Below are 26,805 nucleotides of genomic sequence, written 5' to 3' on the forward strand. Positions count from 1 at the left end.
TCCATAGCGTCATGAGCGTGAACCCGAACCTCCTGCGCGGGACTCTGCTCGTCACCCTCGCCTACATGCTCGTCGGCGCTTCCTTCACGGCCAACAGCGTCCTCGGCGACTTCCCCTACGCGGGCGGCCAGGCGGTGCGCTACGCCCTCGCCTGCCTGCTCCTCTTCCCCATGCTTGTCCTGCCCCGGCTCGGCGGCCGTGCGGGCGCCCTGGCTCCCCTGCGGGCTCTCACCCGGCGGCAGTGGGGACGGCTCGCGCTCCTCGCGGCAGTCGGCATGGTCGGCTTCAATCTGGCGATCCTGGCCGCGGAACGTACGTCCGAGCCCGCCGTTCCCGGCGTGTTCGTCGGCTGCGCCCCCGTCGTCGTCGCCGTGCTCGTACCGCTGCTGGACGGCCGTCGCCCCATGCGCCCGGTGCTGTACGGAGCCCTGCTCGTCGCCGCCGGAGCCTTCACCGTCCAGGGGTGGGGTCGCACGGACGCGGTGGGCATCGCCTGGTCGGTGGGCGCCCTGGCCGGTGAGGTCGGCTTCGCCGTACTAGCCGTACCGGTGCTGCGACCGCTCGGCCCCAAGCTGCTCTCCGCCACCATCTGCGGCATCGCAGCCGTCGAGTCCACCGTCCTGGGACTCGCCCTCGACGGCGCGGGGTTTCTGCGGACGCCCACCCAGGGGGAGACGCTGGCCCTGCTGTGGCAGTCGGCTGTCGTCACCGTCGTCGGCTTCGTCTGGTGGTACATGGGCGTGCAGCGCATCGGCACCGAGCGCGCCACGCTGTTCTCCGGCATGATCCCCGTCACCGCCGCGCTGACCGCGCCCCTGGTCGGTACGGGCACCTTCGGCGCGGCCCAGGCCACGGGCGGTGTGCTGGTCGCAGCGGGCGCGGTGCTCGGCTCGGGCATGCTCGGCTCGGGCGGGCTCCGCTCAGGCGGGCTCCGATCCGGTGTGTTCAGCAGGCGGTCTGCGGAGTCAGCGGCTGCCGTCCAGGATGACGCGCGCCACGAGCGCGGGGTCGTCGTTCATGGGGACATGCCCGCAACCGGGCAGCCGGATGAGCCGCGCCCCGGGGATGGCGTGCTTGGCCCTGATGCCCTGGCGTCGCAGCAGCAGCCGGTCCTGCATCCCCCAGGCGATGGTGACCGGTAGTCCGGGCACGTCGTGGGTGAACAGGATGTCGCGGCCCGCGGCGAGCGTCTGATGAAAGCCACCGGCCCCACGGAGAGCCAGCGTCTCGGCGACGGTCGCCTCGGGGGACCGCCGCCCCGGCCGGGCGTAAATGGTGCTGGTCAGCGCCGCGCGCCCGGCGACCGACCGGGACAGCCGCTCGATCATCGGCAGCGGCATCGACTCCGCCCCGAACCGCATCGCGAGCAGCGTCCCGAAGGCGTAGCGCCGCTCGGCCTGCGTCCAGAAACCCGCGGGCGCCAGGGCCGTCACGGACCGTACGAGCTTCTCGCGCCCCAACTCCAGGGCGAGCAGCCCGCCGAGGGAGTTCCCCGCGACATGCGGGCGCTCGATCTCCAGCGACTCGCAGAGCGCGGCGAGCACCGAGGCGACGGTGGCGAGGTCGTACGGCACACCCTCGGGCAGCGCGGGGGAGGTGCCGAAGCCGGGCAGGTCGAGGGCGATGACATCGCGTTCGGCGGCCAGGATGTCCAGCACCGGCTCCCAGGCCTGCCAGTGGTGCCCGATGCCGTGGAGCAGCAGCAGCGGCTCACCGGAGCCGACCCGCTCGTACGCGACGGACAGCGGGTGGTCGCCCCGTGGGGATGTGATGGAGAATGAGATCTCTGCGGCCATGGTGCTGCTCCCTGTTGTCGCCCGGCCAACCGCTGTAGACAGCCTGTCAGCAATAATTACCGTCCGGTAGCTTCCAGTTCAAGGGCCGACGCGCGCAGGCGGGTCTCCAGCACATCGGCGCGTCGGGCTCGCCTGGACAGCCGGTGCCCGGTCGGCTGGGATGGAGGGGTGGCAACAGATATCGCAACCGACGTTTTCGAAGAGCACCGGCCCGTCCTGACCGGGGTGGCCTACCGCATGCTCGGCCGGGTGGCCGACGCCGAAGATGTGGTGCAGGACGCGTGGCTGCGCTGGTCGGCCGCCGAACGCGCCGATGTGCTGGATCCCCGCGGCTATCTCGTACGGATAACGACCCGCCTCGCCATCGACCGGCTGCGGCAGCTTCAGTCGCGGCGCGAGGCCTATGTCGGCCCCTGGCTGCCGGAGCCCATCGCCACCGACTTCGGGAGCACCGCCCCCGACGCGGCCGAGCGTGCCGTACTCGCCGAGTCCGTGTCGTTTGCCCTGCTGGTCGTCCTGGAGTCGCTGTCGCCGCTGGAGCGGGCCGTTTTCGTCCTGCGTGAGGCCTTCGGATTTCCCTACGCCGAGATCGCCACCACGCTCGACCGGTCGGAGGCGGCCGTCCGCCAGCTCGCGGGCCGGGCGCGCAGGCATGTCGATGAGCGCAAGCCCCGCTACGACGTCGATCCGGCCGAATGCCGTGATCTGACCGAGCGGTTCCTGGCCGCGGCGTCCGGGGGCGACCTGGAGGAGCTGCTGTCCCTGCTGTCGCCCGATGTACAGCTGGTCGGCGACAGTGGCGGCAAGGCGAAGGCCCCGATGCACGTCATCAAGGGCGCGGACAAGGTCGGGCGCTTCCTCCACGCCGTGACGCAGGAGACGATCCCGGAGCTCGGAATCCGGTTTGTCGAGCTCAACGGCGCCCCGGCGCTGTTGTTCCTGTCCGCCGGAAAACTGGACAGTGTCTTCCAGATGGAGGTCCGGGACGGCCGCATCCAGCGCATCAACATTGTGCGCAACCCGGACAAACTCACCGCCCTGACCCCTGCCTGACGGGCGCCGCGAACATCCCGTGAACACTCTGCGGATTCGTGCGGCTTCGCTGTGTTACTGGATCGGCATTGGTCTTGACCAAGGGTGAGCGCCGACTTATGGTCGATCGGAGTTAGTGCAGGAACCTTTAATAAACAAGGGCGCGGAATAGGCGCGGAAGAGCCGCCGCTGACACGGCGATTGCGGAGGATCAGGGTGGGGACCACGCGGCTGGCAACAGTGCCGGAGCCCAAGTACTGGCAACTCAAGACGGTGATCGGCGAAGCACTGGACTCCGACTTCTCGGTCGGCGAGATCCTTCCGAACGAGCGTGATCTCGCCGCTCGCTTCGGAGTTGCCCGCGCCACGCTCCGTCAGGCTCTCGAACAACTGGAGATGGAAGGTCGGTTGCAGCGACGCAGGGGCGTCGGCACGACCGTCGCCCCACCGCGTATGGGCGTCGACGTCTCCACCACCCAGCACACCTGGCCGGGGGCGGCCGGGCAGGACAGCTGGCAGCCCGTGGACTCCTCGATGGTGGTGCCGCCCGCGGCGGTGGCGCGGCTGCTGGAGACGCGCAGCGGCGAAGAGGCGCATACGGTGCGCAGGCTGCGGGTCACCCACGGTCAGTCCGTCGCGACCGAGCTGCTGTATGTGCCGTCCTCGTCCGTGCCCGAGCTGTCGGCCATCGACGCGCCGTCCGGGCCCGCTCGCGCCCGGGCCGTACTGCGCGAGCTGCAGCGCCTCGGCCTGGAGGGCCAGGAGCGCGCGGTGGAGCTGGGCTCGGCGCGCGCCGACGACGCCAAGGAGCTCGACCGGCTGCCGGGCGCGCCCGTCCTGATCGTCACCACACGCTACTTCGCCGGGGGCCGGACCGCGGCCGTTTCGATGGCCACCTACCGGGCCGACACCTGCCGGCTCACCTTCGGGGACTCCGGCGATCTGGAGATCAGCCACGACGAGCAGGAGCGCCGCGCTTCCTGAACACAGCCGTTTCGTCCTGCCCTGACGGCGTCCGTCGGCCTGTCGGCCCGTCGCGTCGAGCTCGCGCTCAGCGGCGGGCCGTCACCGTACCCTCGACCGCGAACAGCTGCTCCTCGACATGGTCCAGCGCGAGACGCAGCGCGCCGGTCGCCACGGCCGCCTCGCCGAGCAGCGAGAGCGCCACCCGCGGCGGGCGCAGGCAGTAACGGGACAGCTCGTCACGCAGCGGATCGAGTACGCCGTCCAGACCGGCCGCCCAACCCCCGACCACCACCAGCTCCGGATCGAGCGCCAGTACCAGCGCGGCCACATCGTGCACCAGCCGCTGGATGAACCGCTCGACGGCTTCCTTCGCCCGCACATCGCCCTGGTTGGCGAGCGCGAAGACATCTGCCACCGCCTGCTCGTCCAGCGGGTGCAGCGGCTCGTCCGTCGTCGACAGCAGCTTCTCCGGAGTCACTTCGCGGCCCAGCAGATGCAGCGCGCCGATTTCGCCCGCCGCGCCGCCGAAGCCGCGGTGGAGCCGCCCGCCGATCAGGGATCCCGCTCCGGGGCTGAGGCCGGCCAGTACGAAAACGATGTCATCGGAGTCGCGCGCCGCGCCCTTCCAGTGCTCGGCGACCGCGGCGGCATTGGCGTCGTTCTCCACCAGCACCGGGCACCGGAACGACCTGCGCAGCCGCTCGCCCAGCGCCAGGCCTGTCCAGCCGGGCAGCGCGGTTCCCAGCCGTACGGTGCCGTCGGCCTCCACGATTCCCGGCGAGCCGACGCCGACCGCGCGCAGGCTGCTGCGCGCGACACCGGCCCGCCGCAGCGCATCGGCGACGACCAGCCGCACCCGTTCGAGCCGCTCGTCCTCGCAGGCAGTCTCCGACACATCGCGCGAACCGGCGCCGATGATGCGCCCGTCGAGCCCCGAGAGCAGCGCGGCGACGCGGTGCGAGCCGATCTCGACGCCCATCAGATACCCGGCCTCGGCCCGGAACCTGAATCTGCGGGCCGGACGCCCCTGACGGCGTGCCACACCCTCCTCGGGGATGCTCTCGGCGACCAGTCCGGCGCCGATGAGTCCCTCGATGACGCCCTCGACGGTCGGGCGGGACAGCGCGGTGAGCCGGGTCAGGTCTGTGAGCGTGGGGGAGCCGGCGTCCCGCAGCGCGTGGAGTACCACCGCGGAGTTGATCCGCCGCAGCAACGACGGGTCACCTCCGGTCAGCCCGCTCACCGTGTTACCTCCCAGCTCAAGCGCATGTCAGCCGGATCGTACTCGCTGGCAGCGGGCGCGGCGAGTGGCGTACGGGACACAAGGGGCTCGCCGGAAATCGGACACAGGGGGAGGTGCCGGTGTGATGTCTGACGGACAGCCAGTTGTCAGTGGGTGCAGGTTTACTGAGGGCATGACCACGGCACAGCACCTCCGCGCGATCGACTTGCTGCGCTCCCGGGAGTTCCCCGCGGAGTTCGGCCCGTCGGACGTGGGCACCGAAGGGCCGGGCTTCCATATCGCGGAGTTGAACGGACAGATACCCCAGATGCCCCAGATGTCGGATATGGGCGCGGACGCGGACGTGGACGCGGAACAGTTGGCGGCCGAGCATGAGGCCCTGCTCAGAGCCCTCACCCACCGCTGGGGCGAGCCCGAACTTTTCAGCCTGGCCAGTACGGCGCTGCGCGCCGACGCGGACGAGGACATTCCGGAACCGTGGCTGCGGCTCAGTGCTCAGCTGACGTATCTCTGCCTGTGGCGCATAGAAGACCGGTGGATAGGGGTCGGCGGCTCGGAGGAGTGGCTGCTCGCGGTCGTGACGGAGACGGATCCGCCGTAGTAAAAAAGAGGCCGCCCGCGATCACACCGGAACGGTGTGATCGCGGGCGGCCCGCCGGCTGGCTGCTGACTGCTGACTGCTCGGGGTCGTCAGAGGATGGACCCCGGGGTGTATCCGGCGGCCTCCGGGTGCTGTTTGACGAGTTCCTCGATACGGGAGAGCACCGCGGCCACTTGATCGCCCGCCGCGCCGGTGAACGACAGCTTGTCCGCCATCAGTTCGTCCAGCTGAGTCCGGTCCAGCGGAATCCGCTCGTCCGCGGCGAGCTTGTCGAGCAGCTCATTACGCTCGGCGCCCCGTTCGCGCATCGCCAGCGCCGAGGCGACCGCGTGCTCCTTGATGGCCTCGTGCGCGGCCTCGCGACCCACGCCGGCGCGCACCGCGCCCATCAGGACCTTGGTCGTGGCGAGGAAGGGAAGATACCGGTCCAGTTCGCGCGCGACCACCGCCGGGAACGCGCCGAACTCGTCGAGCACCGTCATGAAGGTCTCCAGCAGACCGTCGAACGCGAAGAACGCGTCCGGCAGCGCCACCCGCCGTACCACGGAGCAGGAGACGTCGCCCTCGTTCCACTGGTCGCCCGCCAGCTCGGCCGTCATCGAGGCGTATCCGCGCAGGATGACCATCAGGCCGTTCACGCGCTCGCAGGAGCGGGTGTTCATCTTGTGCGGCATCGCCGAGGAGCCGACCTGCCCGGCCTTGAACCCCTCGGTGACCAGCTCGTGCCCGGCCATCAGCCGGACCGTCTTGGCGACCGAGGACGGTGCGGCGGCCAGTTGCACCAGCGCGGAGACCACGTCGTAGTCGAGGGAGCGCGGGTAGACCTGGCCGACCGAGGTGAAGGCGTGCGCGAAGCCCAGGTGCCCGGCGATGCGCTGCTCCAGCTCGGCGAGCGTCGCGGCGTCCCCGCCCAGCAGGTCGAGCATGTCCTGAGAGGTGCCGACCGGGCCCTTGATACCGCGCAGCGGATAGCGGCCCAGCAGGTCTTCCAGACGTCCGTACGCCACCAGCAGCTCGTCGGCGGCGGTCGCGAAACGCTTGCCGAGCGTGGTCGCCTGCGCGGCGACATTGTGCGAGCGCCCGGCCATGACGAGCTCGGCGTACTGGCCCGCCAGCTTGCCGAGGCGCGCCAGCACCGCCACCGTACGGTCGCGCATCAGCTCCAGCGAGAGGCGGATCTGCAGCTGCTCGACGTTCTCGGTCAGGTCGCGGGAGGTCATGCCCTTGTGGACCTGCTCATGGCCCGCCAGCGCGTTGAACTCCTCGATGCGCGCCTTCACGTCGTGGCGGGTGACCTTCTCGCGCTCGGCGATGGACGCGAGGTCGATCTGGTCGAGCACCCGCTCGTAGTCGGCGAGCGCGGCCTCGGGCACCTCGATGCCGAGGTCCTTCTGCGCGCGCAGCACCGCGAGCCAGAGCTGACGCTCCAGCTTGACCTTCTGCTCGGGGGACCAGAGGACGGCCAGCTCCGCGGAGGCGTAGCGGCCGGCCAGGACATTGGGGATGCGAGGCTTCGCAGACACAGCAGTCACGTGAGGGGATTCTACTGGCGGTTTACGCAGGTCGACGCCGCGGTCCAGTTGTACGTTGCTACGAGAGCAGGCCTACGAGAGCAGGCCTACGAGAGCAGGCCTACGAGAGCGGGGCTACGAGAGCAGGCCTACGAGGGCCGGGCTACGGGAGCAGGCCCTCGCGGCGCTACGAGAGCGGGGCCTCGTACGGCAGCAGCTCCGGCCGCTTCGCCGCCCGGCCGTCCCCGGACGATCGTCCCGCCAGCCGCCGCCCGATCCACGGACCCAGATGCCGGCGCGCGAAGCGCACATCGCTCACCCGACGCGCCCCCCACCCGGGCCGCACGGCCGCGGGCAGCAGCGCCCGCCAGTCGTCCTCCGCCGCCAGGCCCAGGGTCTGCCACACCGCCTCGGCGACGCGCCGGTGGCCCTCGTGCGTCAGGTGCAGCCGGTCGACGTCCCACATTCGCTGGTCCCCGAGTACCTCGGCCCCGTACAGGTCCACGACCAGCGCGCCGTGGCGGGACGCCAGCTCATCGACGTACGCGAGGAGCTCCTCCATGCGGGGGCGGAACCGTTCCATCACCGGCCCGTCGCGGCCGGGGCTGCGCATCAGCACCAGCTGCCGGCAGGAGGGCGCCAGCTTCTCCACGGCCTCCTCCAGGAACCCGCGCACCCGTCCCATGTCGCACCCGGGGCGCAGCGTGTCGTTGAGCCCGCCCACGAGCGTGACCACGTCGCCCCGCATCGAGGCCGCGACATCGACCTGCTCCCGCACGATCTGGCCGATGAGCTTTCCGCGTACGGCGAGGTTGGCGTACCGGAAACCGGGCGTGCGAGCGGCCAGCCGGGCCGCGAGCAGATCGGCCCAGCCGCGGTACGAGCCGTCCGGCCGCAGGTCGGACATGCCCTCCGTAAAGGAATCACCGACCGCGACGAAACTGGTGTAGTTGGCATTGATCTCCATGACGGAGCGATCGTACCGCGCGGTAACGCGCCCCGGTTCTGGCGCGGTCCTGGCGCAGTTTTGACGCGGTCCTGACACGATCGAGCTGCGGTTCTGCCACGGCGCTGTCGCCACGGCCCGTTCCGCAGTACATCCAGAGCATGTTCTCCGCAGACTTCTGGAAGGCCACGGCCGAACGCGCCGTCCGCACCTTCGCCCAGTCCCTCGTCGCCGTCCTGACGGCCGGTGCGACGAACCTCTTCGACGTCGACTGGCGCGCGGCCCTCGCCACCGCGGGCATGGCCACCCTCCTCGCCGTACTCACCGCCATCGGCACCGCCAAGGCCGGGCGGCCCGGTCCGGGTCTCGTCGAGACCACGGAACGAGCCGCCACCACACCAGTCTCCTAGCGCGGCCGGCCGACCAGCTCGCGCAGCACGTCCTCCATCGTCACCAGCCCCTCCGGTGTGCCGTCCTCGTCCACGACGGCCGCCAGGTGCGTACGGCTGCGGCGCATCGCGGTGAGCACATCATCCAGCGGTGTCACCGCCCGTACGCGCGCGATGGGACGGAGCGCCGCGACCGGGAACGGAAGATCGCGCGGAGTGGCGTCCAACGCGTCCTTCACATGGAGATAGCCCAGGATCCGGCCGCCCGCGTCCAGCACCGGGAAGCGGGAGAACCCGGACTCCGCGGACAGCAGCTCCAGCTGCTCGGCGGTGGTCCCGGCTCGCGCGTACACCACCTGCTCCACCGGCATCACCACGTCCCGCACCGGGCGGCGCCCCAGCTCCAGCGCGTCCCGCAGCCGATCGGCCGCCCGGTCGTCCAGCAGACCGGCGTCGCCCGCGTCCCGCACCATCCGGGCCAGCTCGTCGTCCGAGAACGTCGCGGACACCTCGTTCCTGACCTTGACCCGGAGCAGCTTCAGCAGCCCATTGGCGAAGGCGTTGATCGTGAAGATCACCGGGCGCGCCGCCCGCGCCAGCGCGACCAGCGGCGGGCCGAGCAGCAGCGCCGTACGCAGGGGCTCGGCCAGCGCGATGTTCTTCGGCACCATCTCGCCGAACAGCATGTGCAGATACGTCGCCAGGGTCAGCGCGATCACGAACGCGACGGGGTGCACCGCGCCGTGGGGCACACCCACCGCGTCGAACAGCGGTTCCAGCAGATGCGCGATGGCGGGCTCGGCGACGATGCCGAGCACCAGGGTGGACAGCGTGATGCCCAGCTGGGCCGCGGCCAGCAGCGCCGAGACATGCTCCAGGCCCCACAGCACGCTGCGCGCCCGCCGGTTCCCGGCCTCCGCCTCCGGTTCGATCTGGCTGCGGCGTACGGAGATCAGGGCGAACTCCGCACCGACGAAGAAGGCGTTGACCACCAGGGTCAGAAAGCCGATGAGCAGCTGAATCGCGATCATCGTCCGGCCCTCCCTCTGGTCTCGTCGGGGGGCAGCAGCGGCGGTGGCTCGTGCAGGAGCACGCGGGCCGCCCGCCGCCCCGAGGCGTCGATGACGTCGAGCTGCCAGCCCGCGAGGTCGATCCGGTCGCCCTCGGCGGGGATGCGCCCCAGCTCGGTGGCGACGAGCCCGGCGAGTGTCTCGTACGGGCCTTCCGGCACCCGCAGTCCCACTCGCTGCAACTGGTCCGTGCGGGCCGCGCCGTCCGCCGACCACAGCGTCCGGCCGTCGGCGTCCTCGCCCGCCGCGGCCAGGTCCGGCGTCTCGTGCGGATCGTGCTCGTCGCGTACCTCGCCGACGACCTCCTCGACGATGTCCTCCAGCGTCACGACACCGGCCGTACCGCCGTACTCGTCGATGACGACGGCCATGGTGTTCTTGCCGGACAGCTGGTCGAGCAGCCGGTCCACGGTCAGCGTCTCGGGTACGAGCAGCGGCTCGCGCAGCAGCTCGGAGACGCGGTGGCGGGCGCGGAGCGGGGCCGGGACCGCCAGGACGTCCTTGATGTGGGCGATGCCGACGACGGTGTCGAGGCTTCCCCGGTAGACGGGGAAGCGGGACAGTCCGGTGGCACGGGTGGCGTTGGCGACGTCCTCGGCGGTGGCCTGCACCTCAAGGGCGATGACCTGGACCCGTGGGGTCATGACGTTCTCCGCGGTCAGCTCGGCCAGATTGAGCGTACGGACGAACAGCTCGGCGGTGTCCGCCTCCAGCGCGCCCGCTTTCGCGGAGTGGCGGGCCAGGGCGATCAGTTCCTGGGGGCTGCGGGCGGAGGCCAGCTCCTCGGTCGGCTCTATGCCCATGCGGAGCAGGATGCGGTTCGCCGTGTTGTTGAGGTGGCTGATGAAGGGCCTGAAGGCGGTGGTGAAGATCCGCTGCGGGGTGCCGACGACCTTCACCACGGCCAACGGGGAGGAAATGGCCCAGTTCTTCGGGACCAGCTCGCCGACGACCATCAGTACGACGGTGGACAGGGCGGTACCGAGAACCAGGGCCACCGACGAGGCCACCGACGGGGAGAGCCCGATCCCCTCGGCGGGCCCCCGGATCAGTTCGGCGATCGACGGCTCGGCGAGCATGCCGACGACCAGGTTGGTGACGGTGATGCCAAGCTGGGCGCCGGAGAGCTGGAAGGTGAGGCTGCGTACCGCCTTGAGCGCGCCCGCGGCGCCGCGCTCACCGCGCTCGACGGCCCGTTCGAGGTCACCGCGCTCGACCGTGGTGAGGGAGAACTCCGCCGCGACGAAGGCTCCGCAGGCGAGCGAGAGCAGCACCGCCACGAGCAGCAGGAGCACTTCGGTCATCGGTTCACCTCCGTCCCATGATCGGACACGGTCAGGAGGATTGCGCGATGTCGGCAGCGGCGATGCCGGCTACTGGGAGGCTCGTCCATGGACGGACGCTCACACCTTTCGTACGAAGTTCATACGGGATTCAATGGTGCGCCCATGGTAAAGCCCCGGCAAAGGCAGTCTGGAACCGAGCTCCTACGCGAACGGCTTCACCCAGCGGCGCCAGTGGTCCTCACGGTGGTACCCCGCCGCTCCCCATGCATGCTGAGCCCCCTCGTTCGCCTCCAGCACCATCGCGTCGCCGCGCCTGCCGCCCACGGCGAGGAAACGCTTCTCGGCCGCTTCCAGCAGTGCCGTCGAAATCCCCTGGCGGCGGAAGGAAGGGAGGACAGCGAGCCGGTACAGCGAGCAGCGCCAGCCGTCGTACCCGGCGATCACCGAGCCGACCACCTGCCCGTCCAGCTCGGCCACGATCAGGGCCTCGGGGTCACGCGCGATGAGCCGGCCGACCCCGTCCACGTCGTCCGTGATGCTCGTGCCCTCGGCCGCTTCCTTCCAGAAGGCGAGGATGGTTTCCGCTTCGCCCGCCGCCGCGGTACGTATCTGTATGCGCACGTCGATCATGGGCAGGAGCCAAGCACGGGCAGGGGCGCGCCCGCCACCGACTTTTCGGAACCCTGGCCTCCGCTTACTCGTGGGCGTTTTACTCGTGGGCGATCGCGGCCAGCACATTCATCCGCGAGGCGCGCAGCGCCGGCAGCACCGCCGCTGCAAGACCCACGACCACCGAGCCCACCACCACCGCGATGACCGTGCCCCACGGAATGGCGAACCCTGTCAGCCCCTCCAGCGCCAGCACCTGCTGCACCGCCACCCCCCACACCATGCCCAGCGCCAGCCCCAGCAGCGCCCCGAACACCGCGATCACGACCGACTCCAGCCGGATCATGCGCCGCAGCTGGATCCGCGAGAGCCCGATGGCACGCAGCAGCCCGATCTCGCGCGTCCGCTCCACCACCGACAGCGCCAGGGTGTTGACCACCCCCAGCACCGCGATCACGATCGCAAGACCCAGCAGCGCGTACACCAGATACAGCATCACGGCGATCTGCTCGCGGATCAGTTCCTTGTAGTCGGCCTGGTCCCGCACCTGCACCTGCGGATACGGGTCGAGCGCCGTCTCCAGTCCCTCGCGCAGCTGATCGGCATCGCTCCCGTCCGCCGCGTTGACGTACAGCGCGGCCTCCTGCCCGCCCGGCAGATACTTCTCCACGGTCCCGAGCCCCATGAACAGCCCGCCCTCCATCCCAGGCCCGCCGCTCTGGTCCATGTCGGTCAGCGCCCCCACCGTCAGCCGCGCCCGCTGCCCGCCCGCGAACTCCGCGGGCAGTACGGACCCGATCCGCACCCGGTGGTCCGCGGCGTACTCGCGGTCCATCGCGATGGAGTCCGGCGCCAGCGCCGCCGCGGTGTCCCCGCTCGCGTACGTGATCCGCGCGGCCGCGTCCAGCCGCGTGTCGTACCCGGCGGCCGTCGACTCCACCCGCTTCCCGTCCGGCAGGGTCAGCGCGAGGGGCGCGAAGCGCAGCCGTACGACCGTGCCCGCGCTCTCGACGTCCCGCACCTTCTCCGTGATCTCCTGCGGGAACGGCATGAAATTGGCGTTCTGTACGACGAAGTCGGCGCCCAGCGTCCGGTCGATCTGGTCGTCGAAGGACTTGGTCATCGAGGCGCTGGCGATCGACAGCCCGCCCACCAGCGCGAGTCCCACCATCAGGGCGGACGCGGTCGCTCCCGTACGCCGTGGATTGCGCAGCGCGTTGCGCTGGCTCATCCGGCCGACCGGGCCGAACAGCCGCGGGAACGCCCCGCCCAGCACCCGGATCACCGGCCGCACCAGCAGCGGCCCCGCCACCACCGTGGCGATCAGGGTCAGCAGCACACCCAGCCCCAGCAGGGAGGCGGCGGTGGAGGTCTGCTCGTTCACCGCGCAGCCGACCAGCGCCGCCGCGCCCGCCGCGGCGATCAGCGAGCCCACTATCGCCCGGACCTTCAACGGCCGCCCCACGCCCGAGATCTCGGCGTCGGTGAGCGCGGCCATCGGGGAGACGCGGGCCGCGCGCCGGGCGGGCAGATACGCGGCGACGAAGGTGACGCCCACGCCGACCGCGTACGCGGACACGGGCGTCGCCACGCCCACCACCATCTCGGTGGCGCGGAGATTCATGCCGAGTAGCCCCATCAGCTCGATCAGCCCGGCCGCGAGGCCGACCCCGGCGGCCAGCCCGAGCGTCGAGCCGACCAGACCCAGCAGCAGCGCCTCGGTGAGGACGGAGCGGCGCACCTGGCGGCGGTCCGCGCCGAGCGCCCGCAGCAGGCCGAGCTCCCGGGTGCGCTGGGCGATCAGCATCGAGAAGGTGTTGACGATCAGGAAGATCCCGACGAGGACGGCGACACCGGCGAAGCCGAGCATCACCCACTTGATGACATCGAGGAAGCCGCCCAGCTCGGCGGCGGCCGACTCGGCCTGCTCGTCCGCCGTCCTGAGCTCGTACGTGCCGCCCAGCTCAGCCGCGATCCGCTGCTTGAGCGCCGCGTCGCTGATCCCGTCCGCCGCGTCCACCGAGATCGCGGTGGCCACATCGGTGCTGCCCAGCAGCTTGGCCTGGGCGGTGGGGGTGTCCAGGAAGACCAGCGCGGCACCGGGGTTGGTGGTGGTGAAGGTCGCGATGCCGACGACCTCGACCTTGAACGAGCCGGGCGGCGCCTGGACGGTGAGCGTGTCCCCGATGCGTACGTTCTTCTTGTCCGCGGTGTCCTTGTCAAGCAGCGCCTCAGCGGGGCCGCTCGGCTCGTGTCCGCTGGTCAGCTCCACCGGGCTGCGGTCGCTGACGTACCAGTTGGTGGCGATGGTGGGCGCGCCGGTCGTCGGTCCGACGGGCTCGTTCGCTTCGTCGACGACGGTGAGGTTCTCCACGGCCGCGTCGACGTGCGTGCTCTCGACGCCGTCGACCGAACGGATCCGGTCGGCGAGCTCGGCGGGCACGGTGCGTACGACACCCGAGGGCACGCTGCCCTCCAGGCCCTCCTTGGGCTCGACCGTCACATCCGCCGAGGTGGAGGCGAAGAGCCGGTCGAAGGTACGGGACACGGTGTCCGAGAAGATCAGGCTGCCGCTGACGAAGGCCACGGACAGTAGCACCGCGAGCGCCGACAGCAGCAGCCGTCCCTTGTGGGCGAAGAAGCTCCGGAGCGTCGCCTTCAGCATCGTGGCCGCCTCAGCTCTCGCGCGGGGAGTCGGAGCGGGACGTCTGGGTGTGTCCGCCGGTGAACAGACGCATACGCTCCAGCACCGACTCGGCCGTCGGGTCCGGCATCACGTCCACGATCCGTCCGTCTCCGAGGAACAGCACCAGGTCGGAGTAGGCGGCGGCGACGGGGTCGTGCGTCACCATCACCACCGTCTGCTCCAGCCGGTCGACGGCCTCGCGCAGGAACGAGAGCACCTCCGCGCCCGCCCGCGAATCGAGATTGCCGGTCGGTTCGTCGGCGAATATCAGCTCGGGGCGGGAGGCCAGCGCCCGGGCACACGCCACCCGCTGCTGCTGCCCGCCGGAGAGCTGGGCGGGCCGGTGTTTGAGCCGGTCGCGCAGGCCGAGGGTGTCGATGACCTGGTCCACCCACTGCCGGTCGGGTTTGTGCCCGGCGATGTCCATGGGCAGCGTGATGTTCTCGGCGGCGGTCAGCGTCGGCAGCAGATTGAAAGCCTGGAACATAAAGCCGATCCGGTCCCGCCGCAGCCGGGTGAGCTCGCGGTCCTTCAGACCGGTGATCTCGGTGTCGCCGAGCCAGACCTGACCGGCCGAGACGGTGTCGAGGCCCGCGAGGCAGTGCATCAGCGTGGATTTCCCCGAGCCGGACGGACCCATGACCGCGGTGAACCGGCCGCGCGCGATGTCGACGTCGACGGCGTCCAGGGCGCGCACGGTCGTCTCGCCCGTGCCGTACGCCTTGGTCAGGGCTCGTGCCCTGGCGGCGAGCGGCGCGTCCGCGGCGAGGCCGTGGGTGCGTGCAGTGGCAGGTGTGGACAAGTCCGCCTCCCGGATCATGGCCGTTCCGGTTCCCGTACTGGACGTGAGAGTAGAGCCGGTTCGAACACGTCGGTATCCATCGTAGGTTCGGTTCTCAGGGTCCATGTAAGGGGCACCAAGCGGCACGCGGCACCAAGCGGCGCCAAGGGTGCCTCTTGCTGATGCTAGCGGTGGCGCGCTAGCTTAGGGGCGTGGCCAAAACACAGCTGAACGTACGAGTGGACGAGACCACCGCCGAGGCGGCCCGCCAACGGGCGCTCCAGCGCGGGATGAGCGTGAACCGCTATATCGAGGAGCTCGTCAAACAGGACGCGGGCGAGGTGGGACGCACATTTGTCGAGGCGGCGTCCGACTTCATGAAGCAGTACGAGGCGGTGTTCGCGGAGGAGTTCGGCGAACCCCGTACGGGCACCGGCACCAGCACGGGCACCGGCACCGGCACCAGCACGGGCACCGGCACGGGTACGGGCACCAGCACCGGTCCTGAAGGCAAGCGTTGAATCTCTCGATCGACCTTGCCTGGCTCCTCATGGTCGCCGAGGACAAGACCCCCGGCGATCCGCCGGTCACCGACTGGGGCGCACTCGTCGCCGCGGTGAGCCGTCATGACGCGGAAATCTTCGGCATCCCCGTCTACAGCGACCCGCACACCCGGGCCGCCGCGCTGCTCCAACTGCTGCTCCATGTGCCCGCGCTCCAGCACTCCAACGCGATGTTCGCCTCCGCGGTCGCCTACGGCTATCTCATCGCCAGCGGGCTGCGGGTGGTCACCTCACCCGAGCGGGTACGGGACCTGGCGCGCCTGATCAAGGACGGCAGGGCGGATGTCACGTCCATCGCGGAAGAGCTGCGGGGATGGAGCGAGTGAGGCTGGTCCCTCGCTGTCCTGTCAGTCGTGGACGGCCGAGGGCCGCCGCGCCACGCCCAGGACACAGGATGAGGTCGGCAGCTGCACTCCCCGCTCGGGCACCCGCAGCCTGCGGTACGTCCCGAGCTCGAAACCGGCGGCCTCGATCGCGGTGAGCGTGTCCCGGGCGGTATGACAGCCGCCGAAGAGCAACGGCCAGACCGTACGGTCCAGGGCGCGCTGCGTCGTCGCCATGACCCGGCCCTGCGCGCGCCCGTGCTCGAAGAACCGCAGCTCACCGCCCGGCCGCAGCACCCGCCTGATCTCGGAGAGCGCCCGCGGCACATCCCGTACGGAGCACAGGACCAGAGACGCCACGACCGCGTCGAACGCCTCGCTCTTGACCGGCAGCGCCTCCGCCGCGCCCGGCACCACATCCACCGGGACCTCGCAGCGCTGGGCGGCCTGCACGGCCAACTGCCGCAGAAGGCGCTCCGGTTCGATCGCCACGACCTCGGAGACGGTCGACGGATAGTGCGCGAAATTCAGACCGTTGCCCGCGCCGATCTCGATCACCCGGCCGGAGAGGCCGGTCAGCAGCTCCTTGCGATGGGCGGCGATACCCGCCTGGACGTCGGCCTTCACGCTGAATCTGGCGTAGAACCGCGCGAAGACGGGATGGTGGAAAGCGTCCCGGGGCACTGAGGTGCTGCGCGACAACATCGGGGGCCTCCTCGGGACGGACGGACGGACCGGACAGACAGACAGACCGGACAGACAGACCGGCCACGGCCATTGTCCCCCGGAACAGGCCGGCCAGAACTCAGGCGGGGTTGGCGGCGGTGAACGCCGCGGCATCCCACCAGCCCCCGAGCCGCGGCGCGAGCCAACCTCCGGCCCGCGCCCGGAACTCCGCCGCGGCCAGCCCGCCCGCGCCCTCTGCCACCGCGCCGAGCAGGGGCGCGCCCGCGGCCTCGGGCAGGTCCACGAGGTTGCACCGGGCGGCCAGACCGGGCGCGGCGGGCCAGCTCCCGATCACCACCCCGAGCAGCTCCAACTCCCGGGCCCGCAGGGCCTCACCGGTCAGCGCGGTCGCATTGAGCGTCCCGAGCCCGGCCGGAGCGACGAGGAGCACGGGCGCGCCCAGCAGCCTGGCCGCATCGGCGAGCGTCGCACCGGTGTCATCGAGGCGTACGAGAAGCCCACCGGCGCCTTCGACGAGTACGAGATCGTGCTCACTCGCGAGCTTCTCGGCAACCTCGGCCACCCGATGAACCCGCACCGGCTCCACCCCACCCCGCCGCGCGGCGGTCGCGGGAGCCAGCGGCTCGGGATACCGGCCGAGCTCAACACCGGTAACCTCCCCGGCGAGCCGCACGACCTCGGCCACGTCCCCCGCGTCATCGGGCCCGACCCCGGTCTGCGCGGGCTTCACGACGGCAACGGACCGCGCCTGCGCCCGCGCGAGGGACGCAACGGCGGCGGTGACGATGGTTTTCCCGACCTCGGTCCCGGTACCGGTGACGACGATGATTGCCATGCCTGCCCTTTCGTGTGACGTACGTGCGGGGGCCCCTTGCCCGCCCAGCAGGCGCGCTCGCGCTGCCGCGTGCCGGACCTGCCGGTCTTGGTCGCCCGCAGGCTACCCGCCCCCGCGCGGCGAAGCCGCCGCGTCCCCGGGCCTGGCAGCCCTGGACCTCTCCGGTACCGGGCCCGGAGGGTTGGGCTGCGGCCTTGCGAAGTGTCGGGCCCTTGTCGGGGGCGCTGCCCCCGAACCCCGGCGCCTCAATCGCCGGCGAGGCTTGAGTTGCCGGGTTCGCCCGGCAACTCAAGCCCGTCCGGCGATTGAGGACACGGCCGAAGGCCGTACGGGGGTCTGGGGGCGCAGCCCCCAGTTAAGGGATGGGGCTACTCCCCCTACGCCTAGCGGCGTGGGAGGTGCCCCCACCCACGCCGCGCTGGGGGTCCCCCCACGCCCTCAGGGCGTAGGGGGAGGGCGGGGTGGGGCGGGGTGGGGGACAAGAACACTCACCCCGACGCCGCCGCCGCCCGCACCGCCCCGCACACCCGCGCCACATCCTCCACCCCCGTCACAAACGGGGGCATCGTGTACACCAGGTCCCTGAACGGCCGCAGCCACACCCCCTCCCGGACCGCCGCCTCCGTCGCCGCCGCCATGTCCACCTCGTGGTCCAGCTGTACGACGCCGATCCCGCCCAGCACCCGTACGTCCTTCACGCCCGGCAGCTCCCTCGCCCCCGCAAGCCCTTCCCGCAGGCCCGTCTCCAGCCGCTTGACGTCCTGCTGCCAGTCCTGGCCCAGCAGCAGTTCGATCGACGCGCACGCCACCGCCGCCGCCAGCGGGTTGCCCATGAACGTCGGGCCGTGCGCCAGGACCGGGACCTCGCCCCGGGAGATGCCCTCGGCCACCCGCGAGGTGCAGAGCGTCGCCGCCATCGTGAGGTAGCCGCCCGTCAGCGCCTTGCCCAGGCACATCACATCCGGCGAGACCCCCGCGCCCGCGTGCTCCGTCGCGAACAGCGTGCCCGTACGCCCGAAACCCGTCGCGATCTCGTCGAAGATCAGCAGCACCCCGTGCTCGTCGCACGCCTCCCGCAGTACCCGCAGATACGCGGGGGAGTGGAACCGCATCCCGCCCGCGCCCTGCACCACCGGCTCCACGATCACCGCCGCCAGTTCGTCCGCGTGGCGCTCGATCAGTTCGCGCAGCCCGTCCGCGTACGACTCGTCGAACTCGGCCGGCGGCGCCTCCGCGAAGATCTGCCGCGGCAGCACCCCCGACCACAGCCCGTGCATCCCGCCCTCCGGGTCGCACACCGACATCGGCTGCCAGGTGTCCCCGTGGTAGCCGCCCCGCCAGGTCAGCAGGCGCTGCTTGGCCGGGCGGCCCAGCGAGCGCCAGTACTGCAGGGACATCTTCACCGCGACCTCGACCGAGACAGACCCCGAATCGCAGAGGAAGACATGCCGGAGCGGCTCCGGCGTGATCTCGACCAGCCGCGTGGCCAGCCGCACGGCGGGCTCATGGGTGAGGCCGCCGAACATCACATGGCTCATCTTCTCCAGCTGGCCGTGGGCCGCCGCGTTGAGCACGGGGTGGTTGTAGCCGTGGATCGCCGACCACCAGGACGACATGCCGTCCACCAGCTCGCGCTGCCCGTGGACGGGCTCGGCCAGCCGCAGCCGTACGCCGGACGCGGACTCGACGACCAGCGGGTCCGTACGCCCCGGCATCGGACCGTACGGATGCCAGACATGCGCCCGGTCCAGCGCCACGAGGTCACGCACGGAAAGCTCAGGCATTGGGGGCGAGATCCGTGCCCGCACCACGGCGGCGTACGGCCACCAGGTCCGTACGGGCCGCCGGGACCTCCGCCGGCACCTCCGCCGCGCCCGACTCGGCGGAACCTCCGCACACCGAGGCGCACCCCCCACCCCGGTGCTCCGGCAGCGTCGTCGTGCCCGCGCCCTCCACCTCGAACCCCGCGTCCGCGATCATGTCCAGGTCCGTCTGCCCCTCCTGGCCCTCGCTCGTCAGATAGTCCCCGAGGAAGATCGAGTTGACCAGGTGCAGCGCGAGCGGCTGCATCGACCGCAGATGCACCTCGCGCCCGCCCGCGAGCCGTACCTCCACGTCCGGGCAGACGAACCGCACCATCGCGAGAATCCGCAGACACCGCTGCGGCGTGAGGTTCCACTCCTTCGCCAGCGGCGTCCCCTCGAAGGGGATCAGGAAGTTCACCGGTACCGAGTCGGGGTCGAGCTCACGCAGCGAGAAGACGACATCGATCAGGTCGTCATCGCTCTCGCCCATGCCCGCGATCAGCCCGGAGCACGCCGAAAGACCCGCCGACTGCGCCTGCCGCACCGTGTCCACCCGGTCGGCGTACGTGTGCGTGGTGGTGATGTCCCCGTATGTCCCCTCGGACGTATTGAGGTTGTGGTTGTACGCGTCCGCGCCCGCGCTCCGCAGCCGTTCGGCCTGCCCCGCGGAGAGCAGCCCGAGGCACGCGCACACCTCGACGCCCTCGTTCTCGCCCTTGATCGCCTCGATGGTCTTCGAGACCCGGTCCACATCGCGGTCCGTGGGCCCCCGCCCGCTCGCCACCAGACAGACCCGCTTCGCCCCGCCCGCCACACCGGCCGCCGCCGCCCGTGACGCCTCGTCGGGCTTCAGCCAGGTGTACTTGAGGATCTCCGCCTTGGACCCGAGCCGCTGGGAGCAGTACGAGCAGTCCTCGGGACACAGCCCGGACTTCAGATTGACCAGATAGTTCAGCTTCACTCGTCGCCCGAACCACTGGCGGCGCACGCGGCCCGCCGCGGCCACCACTTCGAGCAGATCGTCGTCGGAGGTCGCCAGCACGGCGAGCGCTTCTTCACGGGTCGGCAGCTCGCGCCGCAACCCCTTCTCCACCAGCGTGGTCAGCAGATCCATGGCGCCGATCCTGACGTACGGCGCAGGCCACGGCAAAGGAGGAACCGCACAAGAGAGAGGGTTCGAGGTGTGTGCATGGCCACACCAGTTCCCTGATCGCGCCCGGTTAGGGTCTGTTCGCTGCCTACAAAAGGACCGGACCGCCATGCCCCAGGATCCTTTCGACTGGATCGACGACGAGGCACGCCGCCGTGCCCACGCCGGGCTGGTGCGTACGCTCCGGCCGCGCGCCGCCGAGAGCGAGCTGCTGGATCTCGCCGGCAACGACTATCTGGGGCTGACCCGTCGCCCGGAGATCACCGAGGCCGCGGCAGCGGCGGCCCGCCGCTGGGGCGCGGGGTCGACCGGCTCCCGGCTGGTCACGGGCAGCACCGCGCTCCACGCCGAGCTGGAGCGCGAACTCGCCGCCTTCTGCGGCTTCGAGGCCGCCCTGGTCCTGTCCTCCGGCTATGCCGCCAACCTCGCCGCCGTCACCACGCTGAGCGGTCGCGGCTCGCTGATCGTCTCGGACGCGGGCAACCACGCCTCGATCGTCGACGGCTGCCGGCTCTCGCGCGCCGAGACGGCGATCGTCCCGCACGCCGACGTCGAGGCCGTACGAAAAACGCTCGACGCCCACCCCGGGCAACGGGCGCTCGCGGTCACCGACTCGGTCTTCTCGGTGGACGGCGACGCCGCGCCGCTGCCCGGGTTCGCGGAGGCCTGCCGCGCGCACGGCGCCGCGCTGCTCGTGGACGACGCGCACGGGCTCGGCGTACTGGGCGAAGGCGGTCGCGGAGCACTGGACGCGGCAGGTATCGCGGGCGACCCGGACGTCGTCGCCACGCTGACCCTCTCCAAGTCGCTGGGCAGCCAGGGCGGAGCGGTCCTCGGCCCGGCCCGGGTCATCGACCATCTGGTCAACACCGCCCGTACGTTCATCTTCGACACGGGCCTGGCCCCCGCCGCCGCGGGCGCCGCACTGGCGAGCCTGCGCCTGCTCGGCCGCGAACCGGCGCTGGCGGGCAGGGCGCGCGCGGTCGCCGTGACCCTGCACCGCGGGCTGACGGAGGCGGGTCTGACGGCCGTACGTCCGGACGCGGCCGTCGTCTCCGTGCGCGCGCCCTCGCCGGAGGCCGCGCTGCGGTGGGCCGCGGACTGCCGGGCCGCCGGGCTTGCCGTCGGCTGCTTCCGTCCGCCGTCTGTGCCGGACGGCATTTCCCGCATCCGCCTCACGGCGCGGGCCGACCTGACGGAACAACAGGTCGGGACGGCGATCGCCACGATCATTCGGACCGCGCCGGCAGGCTGACCGTCCCATACGGGATCGCACCGCTGTTCATCAGCCAAATGCGGTCTCAAGTAGCAGAGTTCACCGCTTCGAGCGACAGATTCACGCATATCCTGGTGGATCACCGCGCCGGACGGCACGATGAGTGCCTTCCGTTTTCGTCCGGTTCCGGTACGAGTCGGAGCCCGGACCCGTTGGGAAAGGGACAGCGTCGCCATGGCAGACCATCAGGAATCCTCCCTCACTCTGCCGAGCGATCCCGCGTCGGTCTCCACCGCCCGGAGATACGCCACAGATGTCGTCTCCGAATGGGGCCTGCCTGCCGGGACCGACGCCGTCGACACGGTACGGCTGATCATCTCCGAGCTCGCCACCAACGCCGTGCAGCACACTTTCGGCCAGTCGCCGACGTTCACCGTGGAGCTCCGGCTGGAGCGGGACGAGCTGCTGCGCATCGGCGTCACGGACAGCCATCCGCGCTGGCCGCAGCGGCTGCCCGCCGCGGTCCGCCAGGACAACGGCCGCGGGATGGTCATCATCCGCAGCCTGACCGCGCAGTACGGCGGGAAGCTGTCCGTCACACCCACTGCCGAGGGTGGCAAAACCGTCTGGATCGCGTTGCCGTGGACCGTGCCGGTCGAGCCGCCGGCGCACTGAAGCGGCGGCGGCTCCACCGGTACACCCAGAGCCTGGACGGGCCGTCAGCGCACCCGGCCGTACCAGACCTTCTTCGTCCAGATCTTCTCCAGCTTCACCCAGGAGCCGGTCTTGGGGGAGTGCCAGATCTTGCCGCTGCCCGCGTAGATCCCCACGTGGTAGACGTAGGATCCGGAGTGGAAGAAAACCAGGTCTCCGCGCTGCCGTGAGGAGGCCGGGATGTGCCTGGTCCGGTTGTACTGCTGCTGGGCCGTGCGGGGCAGTTTCTTGCCGGCCTTCTTGTACGAGTAGAGAGTCAGCCCCGAGCAGTCGAACCGGGACGGGCCAGTGGCCCCGTACCCGTAGGGCGATCCTTTCTTCGAGGCGGCCACCTCAAGCGCCCTGTTCGCGTACGCCGCGGCCGCGTGTGCCTCAGAAGTGGCGCCTGGCGCCAGTATCGTGCCGCCGACGGCGGCGAGGGTCAGGGCCGATACGGCGCCTGCCCGGGACATCAAGGACGGGACATGAATCTGCGCAGTCATGCGCAACCCTTCGTCAGCCGCCTGTGAAGGATGACCTGTCGGGTTCGGGCTGGCGAAGTTGCCCGGCCGCCGAAGCGGCTTAACCCCTAGAGACGGCCGGATTGTCGGACTGTCCGGTCGTCCCGTCGTGCTGGGTCCTCCACTCCTGCCGATCCACTCCTGTCGACCAGACATCCGGAGCGGCGGCAGGACTCGGCGTCCGCCCGGACCGCCCCGCCGAGGTGGCGGGGGCTTGTCGTCTCAGGGATCTTGACTCACTCCGTGCCGGATTTCCGAGTGGAAACGGTGGTATGTGAGTCTCGTCACCCCTGATCTGTTCGGGTGGACAAAGCCGTTCTGTCCCCCGGGCCGAGACGCCTGACCATGGCCGCACCAGCGGCGGAACAATGCATTCCGCCAGACCGGTAGCCGCGTTGCGCAAGTTGTCCGGTACGGAGATGAGTGCGGTGACTACATCGAACGGGGGACCTTTTCTCATACCCATTTGGCGGTAGACAGGGCGGTGGGCAGGAACGGATGACCCGTCAACTCATGGCGGTGGGGCGGGGCGGCATGGTCACCCGGCCCGCCCTGCGCTCGCCGTCGAGCACCCGCAGCGCTTCGGTGAGGGTCGCGGCGTGCACCTCGCTCTCGCCGCGCGTATGCATTAGCGTCAGGGCGTCCCGCAGGGCGGTGGCCCGCCCGACCAGAGCCTGCGCCGCGCGGAGTGCGCCATAGGTGTGCGTGGAGCGGGCCGGATTGATCCGGCCCAGCAGATCGACCACTTCGAGATAACTGTCGATGAACTCTGCCTCGGCACGGGTCAGCGCGGGCAGCGGCGGCAGTTCGGGCAGCAGCATCGGGCGCTCACCTCGAACGAGAGCCGGCGAGCGAGGCCTTGCGGTTCTGGATGACGTGGTCCACCAGTCCGTAGCCCTTGCCCTCCTCGGCGGTGAAGATCTTGTCGCGCTCCAGGTCGTCCGCGATCCGCTGGGCGCTCTGGCCGGTGTGGCGTACGAACATGTCGGCGAGTTGGGCGCGCAGCCGCAGCAATTCCTCCGCGTAGATCTCCAGATCGGACGGCTGGCCGCGCAACGGCTCGTCGAGCGCGGGCTGCTGAAGGACGATCCGGGCGCCGGGCAGTGCCATCCGCTTGCCCGGGGCTCCGGCGGCGAGCAGCAGGGCGGCGGTCGAAGCGGCCTGGCCCAGACAGGTCGTCTCCACATCGCAGGTGACCACCTGCATGGTGTCGTAGATCGCGGTCATGGCGCTGAGCGAGCCGCCGGGGGAGTTGATGTACAGGCAGATGTCCCGGTCCGGGGCGGCGTACTCCAGATGGAGGAACTGCGCGATCACGTCGTTGGCGGAGGTGTCGTCCACTTCGGTGCCGAGGAAGATGATCCGCTCCTCAAGCAGCTTCGAGTACGGGTCGAGGGTGCGCGAACCCGAGCTGGTGCGCTCGGTGAACGTGGGCAGGACATAGCGGGCGTCGGCGCCGGCAGGGCGGTTCATGACGTACCTCTCCTCGCGACGGGCTGTACAGCCTCTGTAAAAAATGTACAGGACGTACAGGTCGTAATATGGCGAGCATGGCCTACGAGATTCCGGTGACGCAAGCCCGTGCAGAGCTCGCCGAACTGATCAACCGCGTTGTCTACGGCGGCGAGCGAGTGGTCGTGACCCGGCACGGGAAGCCGCTCGTTGCCCTGGTGTCCGCCGCTGACCTGGAACGACTCGAAAGCGAGAAGCCGGGCCCGGTGCCGGCGGAGGAGGAGCAGGTGATCAGCTCGGTCTCCTCGCTGGGGTCCGTCGCGTCCGCTTCGGGCGAACGGGGCCGCTTCGGCCTCACGGCTGAGCACCACCGCCCCGACCGGCGCGACTGACCTGCGGGCAAGCAAAAGGCCGCGTGCCCCCGTCCGCTACAGCGGGGACACGCGGCCGGTCGAAGGGCTCGGCCAAAGGGCTCAGCCGACGGGCATCGGCTCCGGCGCGCGGCCTTCCGTAGCCGCGGCGGTAGGCCTTCCGCCGCGGCGCCCGGCCAGCAGGACGGCCACCAGTCCAAGCCCGGCCCAGAGCGAGAGGGTGAGCATCGCGCCCCCCGCGCCATTTCCGTCGAAGTACGCCACCGACCGCAGCAGCGTCGCCGCCGCGCCCGGCGGCAGCCACTGGCCGATCATCCCGACCGGCTCCGGCAGCAGTTCGGGAGCGGAGGCGGCCCCCGAGAAGGGGTTGCCGAGCAGCACCACCAGCAGGCCCCCGATCCCCAGCCCCGGCGTGCCGATCAGGGCGGCGAGCCCGGCGACCGTCGCGCCGACAGCCAGGACGGCCAGGCCCAGCACCCCTGCCTCGGCCCACCACGAGCCGGTGAGCACACCGAGCCAGCTGTCGGCCAGAGCGGCGGCGGTGATTCCGACGAGGACGGAAGCGCCGATCAGCGCGGTCGCCGCCCGCAGCCCACGCAGCCGCATGAGGGATACGACCGCCCCCGCGGCGACCCCGGCCAGCGCGAGCGGCAGGATGCTCGCCCCGAGCGCGCTGCCGCGCGGATCGCCGGAGGGCGTCGGCACGACATCCGTCACGGGCACCTGGGCGCCGCCGGGCGCCTGAGCGGTGACGGCGTCCCTCAGGAGCTGGGCGACGGCCGGGCTGCCCGCCGACGCGGTCAGCAGCCGCGGCCCCTCGTCGGTGACGACCGCCGCTCCGTATACGACCCGGTCCTTGACCGCCGTGCGTGCGGCGGCCTCGTCGTCGTAGCGGTGGATGTCGAACGCTCCCTTCCGCTGCTCGAAGCGCTGCTCCAGCTGGGCGGCGGCGGACGCCGGTCCGGCGATGCCGATGGGTACGTCGCGGGGCGCGGTACGGGCCGCGGGCCAGGCGAAGGCCCAGAGGGCCAGCGCCACCAGGACGGGGATCAGGACCATCACCGCGATCATGCGGCGATGGGGTCCGGGAGCGTTGGCGGGGGTAGCGGATGCGGCGGACATGGGGTCTCCCAGCTCAAAGAGAAGGATCGTTCGTTTTGCTTGTTCTCCACTGTCACGACGGACCGACTCCTTGTCAAGAATGAATGTTCGTTTTAGATTTGCCGCATGGCCCGTGTATCTCAGGAACACCTCGACGCCCGCCGCCGTCAGATCCTCGACGGCGCGGCCCGCTGCTTCGCCCGCAATGGCTTCCACGCCACCTCCATGCAGGACGTCCTGCGCGAGGTGGACCTGTCGGCCGGCGCCGTCTACCGCTACTTCGCGGGCAAGGAGGAGCTGATCGGCGCGATCGTGACCGAGGTGCTCGGCTCCATCGGGGCAGCCTTCGAGGCCGCCGCGGCGCAGAGTCCGCCCGAGCCGCCCGATGTGCTGATCGGCAGGGTGATGACCGAGGTGCTCGGGATGCGGTCCGGGCAGTTCGACGAGGAGGGGGATTCCGGCTTCCCGCGGCTGATGATCCAGGTGTGGACCGAGACCCTGCGCAACGAGGAGCTCTCCGCGGTGATGCGCGCGGGATTCCTCAAGGTGCACGCCGCCTGGGTCAAGGTCGTGGAGGCGTATCAGAAGGCCGGTCTGATGCGGTCCGACATCCCGGCCGAGCATGTCGCCCGGACGCTGATCGCCACCGCCCAGGGGTTCGCCGCGCAGCAGGCGCTGTTCGGCGAGGTGCCCGTCAGCGTTCTCCAGGACGGCCTGCGGGCGGTGATGTCCATGGGGGCAGCCGAAGATCAGTTGAAGATCAGTTAACGCGCCGGAAAAACTTCCGCCCTAACGTGCAACCACTCGCCATACGATCCGGCGGGGCTGGATCCGATCCGGGCATGACCGGACGACAGTGAGGTGGGCACGTGCAACTCTCCCCGCACGAGCAGGAAAGACTGCTGATACATGTGGCCGCCGACGTGGCGGAGAAGCGCCGCGCGCGCGGGGTGAAGCTCAACCACCCCGAGTCCGTCGCGCTGATCACCTCCCACATACTCGAAGGCGCCCGCGACGGCCGCACCGTCGCCGAGCTCATGGCCTCGGGCCGCAAGGTCCTCACCCGCGCGGACGTGATGGAGGGCATCCCCGAGATGATCCACGACGTCCAGGTCGAGGCGACCTTCCCGGACGGCACGAAGCTCGTCACCGTCCACGACCCGATCGTCTGA

The 26,805-nt window shown here is 70.8% G+C and carries 28 protein-coding genes, 1 pseudogene and 1 riboswitch; of the genes and pseudogenes, 12 read left to right on the plus strand and 17 right to left on the minus strand.

Going from position 1 to position 26,805, the window contains the following annotated elements:
• Positions 1 to 11 precede the first annotated feature (11 nt).
• Positions 12 to 443 (plus strand): annotated as a pseudogene (locus tag ACIHCQ_RS15920) (EamA family transporter); the annotation flags it as partial.
• A gap of 522 nt (positions 444 to 965) precedes the next feature.
• Here the strand turns inward: ACIHCQ_RS15920 and ACIHCQ_RS15925 are convergent.
• Positions 966 to 1,796 carry an alpha/beta fold hydrolase gene (locus ACIHCQ_RS15925; protein ID WP_399662277.1) on the minus strand — a complete coding sequence of 277 codons (831 nt, stop codon included), beginning with the start codon at positions 1,794 to 1,796 and terminating at the stop codon, positions 966 to 968.
• A gap of 168 nt (positions 1,797 to 1,964) precedes the next feature.
• Between ACIHCQ_RS15925 and ACIHCQ_RS15930 the strand changes: the two genes are divergently transcribed.
• Together ACIHCQ_RS15930 and ACIHCQ_RS15935 are read left to right on the plus strand one after the other, a co-directional pair.
• Positions 1,965 to 2,849 (plus strand): RNA polymerase sigma-70 factor, encoded by an 885-nt coding sequence (locus ACIHCQ_RS15930; protein WP_399662279.1) that lies wholly within the window; start codon positions 1,965 to 1,967, stop codon positions 2,847 to 2,849.
• Positions 2,850 to 3,044: 195 nt separating this feature from the next.
• Positions 3,045 to 3,812: a GntR family transcriptional regulator gene (locus ACIHCQ_RS15935; protein ID WP_399662281.1), complete on the plus strand. Its 768-nt coding sequence runs from the start codon at positions 3,045 to 3,047 to the stop codon at positions 3,810 to 3,812.
• Positions 3,813 to 3,879: 67 nt separating this feature from the next.
• On the opposite strand, the gene ACIHCQ_RS15940 is transcribed toward ACIHCQ_RS15935, so the two are convergent.
• Positions 3,880 to 5,037 (minus strand): ROK family protein, encoded by a 1,158-nt coding sequence (locus tag ACIHCQ_RS15940; protein ID WP_399662283.1) that lies wholly within the window; start codon positions 5,035 to 5,037, stop codon positions 3,880 to 3,882.
• A gap of 172 nt (positions 5,038 to 5,209) precedes the next feature.
• Between ACIHCQ_RS15940 and ACIHCQ_RS15945 the strand changes: the two genes are divergently transcribed.
• On the plus strand, positions 5,210 to 5,638 hold the full coding sequence (locus ACIHCQ_RS15945) for a hypothetical protein (RefSeq protein WP_399662285.1): 429 nt from the start codon (positions 5,210 to 5,212) through the stop codon (positions 5,636 to 5,638).
• Positions 5,639 to 5,727: 89 nt separating this feature from the next.
• Here the strand turns inward: ACIHCQ_RS15945 and purB are convergent, their stop codons facing one another.
• Positions 5,728 to 7,170, minus strand: coding sequence for an adenylosuccinate lyase (purB, locus tag ACIHCQ_RS15950; RefSeq protein WP_399662287.1), 1,443 nt, complete (start codon positions 7,168 to 7,170; stop codon positions 5,728 to 5,730).
• Between the two features lie 166 nt (positions 7,171 to 7,336).
• Positions 7,337 to 8,116 carry an SGNH/GDSL hydrolase family protein gene (locus ACIHCQ_RS15955; protein WP_399662289.1) on the minus strand — a complete coding sequence of 260 codons (780 nt, stop codon included), beginning with the start codon at positions 8,114 to 8,116 and terminating at the stop codon, positions 7,337 to 7,339.
• A gap of 140 nt (positions 8,117 to 8,256) precedes the next feature.
• Between ACIHCQ_RS15955 and ACIHCQ_RS15960 the strand changes: the two genes are divergently transcribed.
• A complete protein-coding gene (locus ACIHCQ_RS15960; RefSeq protein ID WP_399662291.1) occupies positions 8,257 to 8,505 on the plus strand; it encodes a holin in 249 nt (82 codons plus the stop codon).
• On the opposite strand, the gene ACIHCQ_RS15965 is transcribed toward ACIHCQ_RS15960, so the two are convergent.
• The 5 genes from ACIHCQ_RS15965 to ACIHCQ_RS15985 form a co-directional block, all read right to left on the minus strand.
• A complete protein-coding gene (locus ACIHCQ_RS15965) occupies positions 8,502 to 9,515 on the minus strand; it encodes a hemolysin family protein (protein ID WP_399662294.1) in 1,014 nt (337 codons plus the stop codon). The genes ACIHCQ_RS15960 and ACIHCQ_RS15965 overlap by 4 nt on opposite strands.
• A complete protein-coding gene (locus ACIHCQ_RS15970; protein ID WP_399662296.1) occupies positions 9,512 to 10,858 on the minus strand; it encodes a hemolysin family protein in 1,347 nt (448 codons plus the stop codon). Before ACIHCQ_RS15970 ends, ACIHCQ_RS15965 begins: the two co-directional genes overlap by 4 nt.
• 183 nt (positions 10,859 to 11,041) lie before the next feature.
• A complete protein-coding gene (locus ACIHCQ_RS15975) occupies positions 11,042 to 11,470 on the minus strand; it encodes a GNAT family N-acetyltransferase (protein WP_399662298.1) in 429 nt (142 codons plus the stop codon).
• Between the two features lie 79 nt (positions 11,471 to 11,549).
• Positions 11,550 to 14,114, minus strand: a complete 2,565-nt coding sequence (locus ACIHCQ_RS15980; RefSeq protein WP_399662300.1) for an FtsX-like permease family protein — start codon at positions 14,112 to 14,114, stop codon at positions 11,550 to 11,552.
• 10 nt (positions 14,115 to 14,124) lie between these two features.
• Positions 14,125 to 14,955, minus strand: coding sequence for an ABC transporter ATP-binding protein (locus tag ACIHCQ_RS15985; protein WP_399662302.1), 831 nt, complete (start codon positions 14,953 to 14,955; stop codon positions 14,125 to 14,127).
• A 173-nt stretch (positions 14,956 to 15,128) separates the two neighbouring features.
• Here ACIHCQ_RS15985 and ACIHCQ_RS15990 point away from each other — a divergent pair, with 173 nt between their 5' ends.
• Both ACIHCQ_RS15990 and ACIHCQ_RS15995 read left to right on the plus strand, forming a co-directional pair.
• Complete coding sequence (locus tag ACIHCQ_RS15990) at positions 15,129 to 15,437, plus strand: antitoxin (protein WP_399662304.1); 309 nt, start codon at positions 15,129 to 15,131, stop codon at positions 15,435 to 15,437.
• Positions 15,434 to 15,805, plus strand: a complete 372-nt coding sequence (locus tag ACIHCQ_RS15995; protein WP_399662306.1) for a fic family toxin-antitoxin system, toxin component — start codon at positions 15,434 to 15,436, stop codon at positions 15,803 to 15,805. Before ACIHCQ_RS15990 ends, ACIHCQ_RS15995 begins: the two co-directional genes overlap by 4 nt.
• Positions 15,806 to 15,826: 21 nt before the next feature.
• Here the strand turns inward: ACIHCQ_RS15995 and ACIHCQ_RS16000 are convergent, their stop codons facing one another.
• The 4 genes from ACIHCQ_RS16000 to bioB form a co-directional block, all read right to left on the minus strand.
• Positions 15,827 to 16,507: a class I SAM-dependent methyltransferase gene (locus ACIHCQ_RS16000; RefSeq protein ID WP_399662308.1), complete on the minus strand. Its 681-nt coding sequence runs from the start codon at positions 16,505 to 16,507 to the stop codon at positions 15,827 to 15,829.
• Positions 16,508 to 16,607: 100 nt separating this feature from the next.
• Positions 16,608 to 17,324: a dethiobiotin synthase gene (gene bioD / locus ACIHCQ_RS16005; protein WP_399662310.1), complete on the minus strand. Its 717-nt coding sequence runs from the start codon at positions 17,322 to 17,324 to the stop codon at positions 16,608 to 16,610.
• A gap of 488 nt (positions 17,325 to 17,812) precedes the next feature.
• Entirely contained in the window at positions 17,813 to 19,108 is a 1,296-nt protein-coding gene (locus tag ACIHCQ_RS16010) for an adenosylmethionine--8-amino-7-oxononanoate transaminase (protein WP_399662312.1), read from the minus strand.
• Complete coding sequence (gene bioB, locus ACIHCQ_RS16015) at positions 19,101 to 20,243, minus strand: biotin synthase BioB (protein WP_399662314.1); 1,143 nt, start codon at positions 20,241 to 20,243, stop codon at positions 19,101 to 19,103. Before bioB ends, ACIHCQ_RS16010 begins: the two co-directional genes overlap by 8 nt.
• A 145-nt stretch (positions 20,244 to 20,388) precedes the next feature.
• On the opposite strand from bioB, the gene ACIHCQ_RS16020 reads away from it, so the two are divergent.
• On the plus strand, positions 20,389 to 21,534 hold the full coding sequence (locus tag ACIHCQ_RS16020; protein ID WP_399662316.1) for an 8-amino-7-oxononanoate synthase: 1,146 nt from the start codon (positions 20,389 to 20,391) through the stop codon (positions 21,532 to 21,534).
• A gap of 195 nt (positions 21,535 to 21,729) precedes the next feature.
• A complete protein-coding gene (locus ACIHCQ_RS16025; protein WP_399662318.1) occupies positions 21,730 to 22,170 on the plus strand; it encodes an ATP-binding protein in 441 nt (146 codons plus the stop codon).
• A gap of 44 nt (positions 22,171 to 22,214) precedes the next feature.
• On the opposite strand, the gene ACIHCQ_RS16030 is transcribed toward ACIHCQ_RS16025, so the two are convergent.
• The 3 genes from ACIHCQ_RS16030 to ACIHCQ_RS16040 all read right to left on the minus strand — a co-directional run bounded on the left by ACIHCQ_RS16030 (position 22,215) and on the right by ACIHCQ_RS16040 (position 24,182).
• Complete coding sequence (locus tag ACIHCQ_RS16030; protein WP_399662320.1) at positions 22,215 to 22,691, minus strand: C40 family peptidase; 477 nt, start codon at positions 22,689 to 22,691, stop codon at positions 22,215 to 22,217.
• A 3-nt stretch (positions 22,692 to 22,694) separates the two neighbouring features.
• Positions 22,695 to 22,899: riboswitch (cyclic di-AMP (ydaO/yuaA leader) on the minus strand.
• A 316-nt stretch (positions 22,900 to 23,215) separates the two neighbouring features.
• Positions 23,216 to 23,530 (minus strand): hypothetical protein, encoded by a 315-nt coding sequence (locus ACIHCQ_RS16035; protein WP_399662322.1) that lies wholly within the window; start codon positions 23,528 to 23,530, stop codon positions 23,216 to 23,218.
• A 7-nt stretch (positions 23,531 to 23,537) separates the two neighbouring features.
• A complete protein-coding gene (locus tag ACIHCQ_RS16040; protein ID WP_399662324.1) occupies positions 23,538 to 24,182 on the minus strand; it encodes an ATP-dependent Clp protease proteolytic subunit in 645 nt (214 codons plus the stop codon).
• Positions 24,183 to 24,259: 77 nt separating this feature from the next.
• On the opposite strand from ACIHCQ_RS16040, the gene ACIHCQ_RS16045 reads away from it, so the two are divergent.
• Positions 24,260 to 24,553: a type II toxin-antitoxin system Phd/YefM family antitoxin gene (locus tag ACIHCQ_RS16045; protein WP_399662326.1), complete on the plus strand. Its 294-nt coding sequence runs from the start codon at positions 24,260 to 24,262 to the stop codon at positions 24,551 to 24,553.
• 81 nt (positions 24,554 to 24,634) lie between these two features.
• On the opposite strand, the gene ACIHCQ_RS16050 is transcribed toward ACIHCQ_RS16045, so the two are convergent.
• Positions 24,635 to 25,654 carry an ABC transporter permease gene (locus tag ACIHCQ_RS16050; protein ID WP_399662328.1) on the minus strand — a complete coding sequence of 340 codons (1,020 nt, stop codon included), beginning with the start codon at positions 25,652 to 25,654 and terminating at the stop codon, positions 24,635 to 24,637.
• Positions 25,655 to 25,759: 105 nt separating this feature from the next.
• On the opposite strand from ACIHCQ_RS16050, the gene ACIHCQ_RS16055 reads away from it, so the two are divergent.
• A complete protein-coding gene (locus ACIHCQ_RS16055) occupies positions 25,760 to 26,401 on the plus strand; it encodes a TetR/AcrR family transcriptional regulator (RefSeq protein WP_399662330.1) in 642 nt (213 codons plus the stop codon).
• Positions 26,402 to 26,502: 101 nt separating this feature from the next.
• The gene (locus ACIHCQ_RS16060) at positions 26,503 to 26,805 is read left to right on the plus strand and encodes an urease subunit gamma (RefSeq protein WP_399662332.1); all 303 of its coding nucleotides are present in this window, start codon (positions 26,503 to 26,505) and stop codon (positions 26,803 to 26,805) included.

It is taken from the genome of Streptomyces sp. NPDC052236 (assembly GCF_044548015.1).
Lineage (GTDB): Bacteria > Actinomycetota > Actinomycetes > Streptomycetales > Streptomycetaceae > Streptomyces.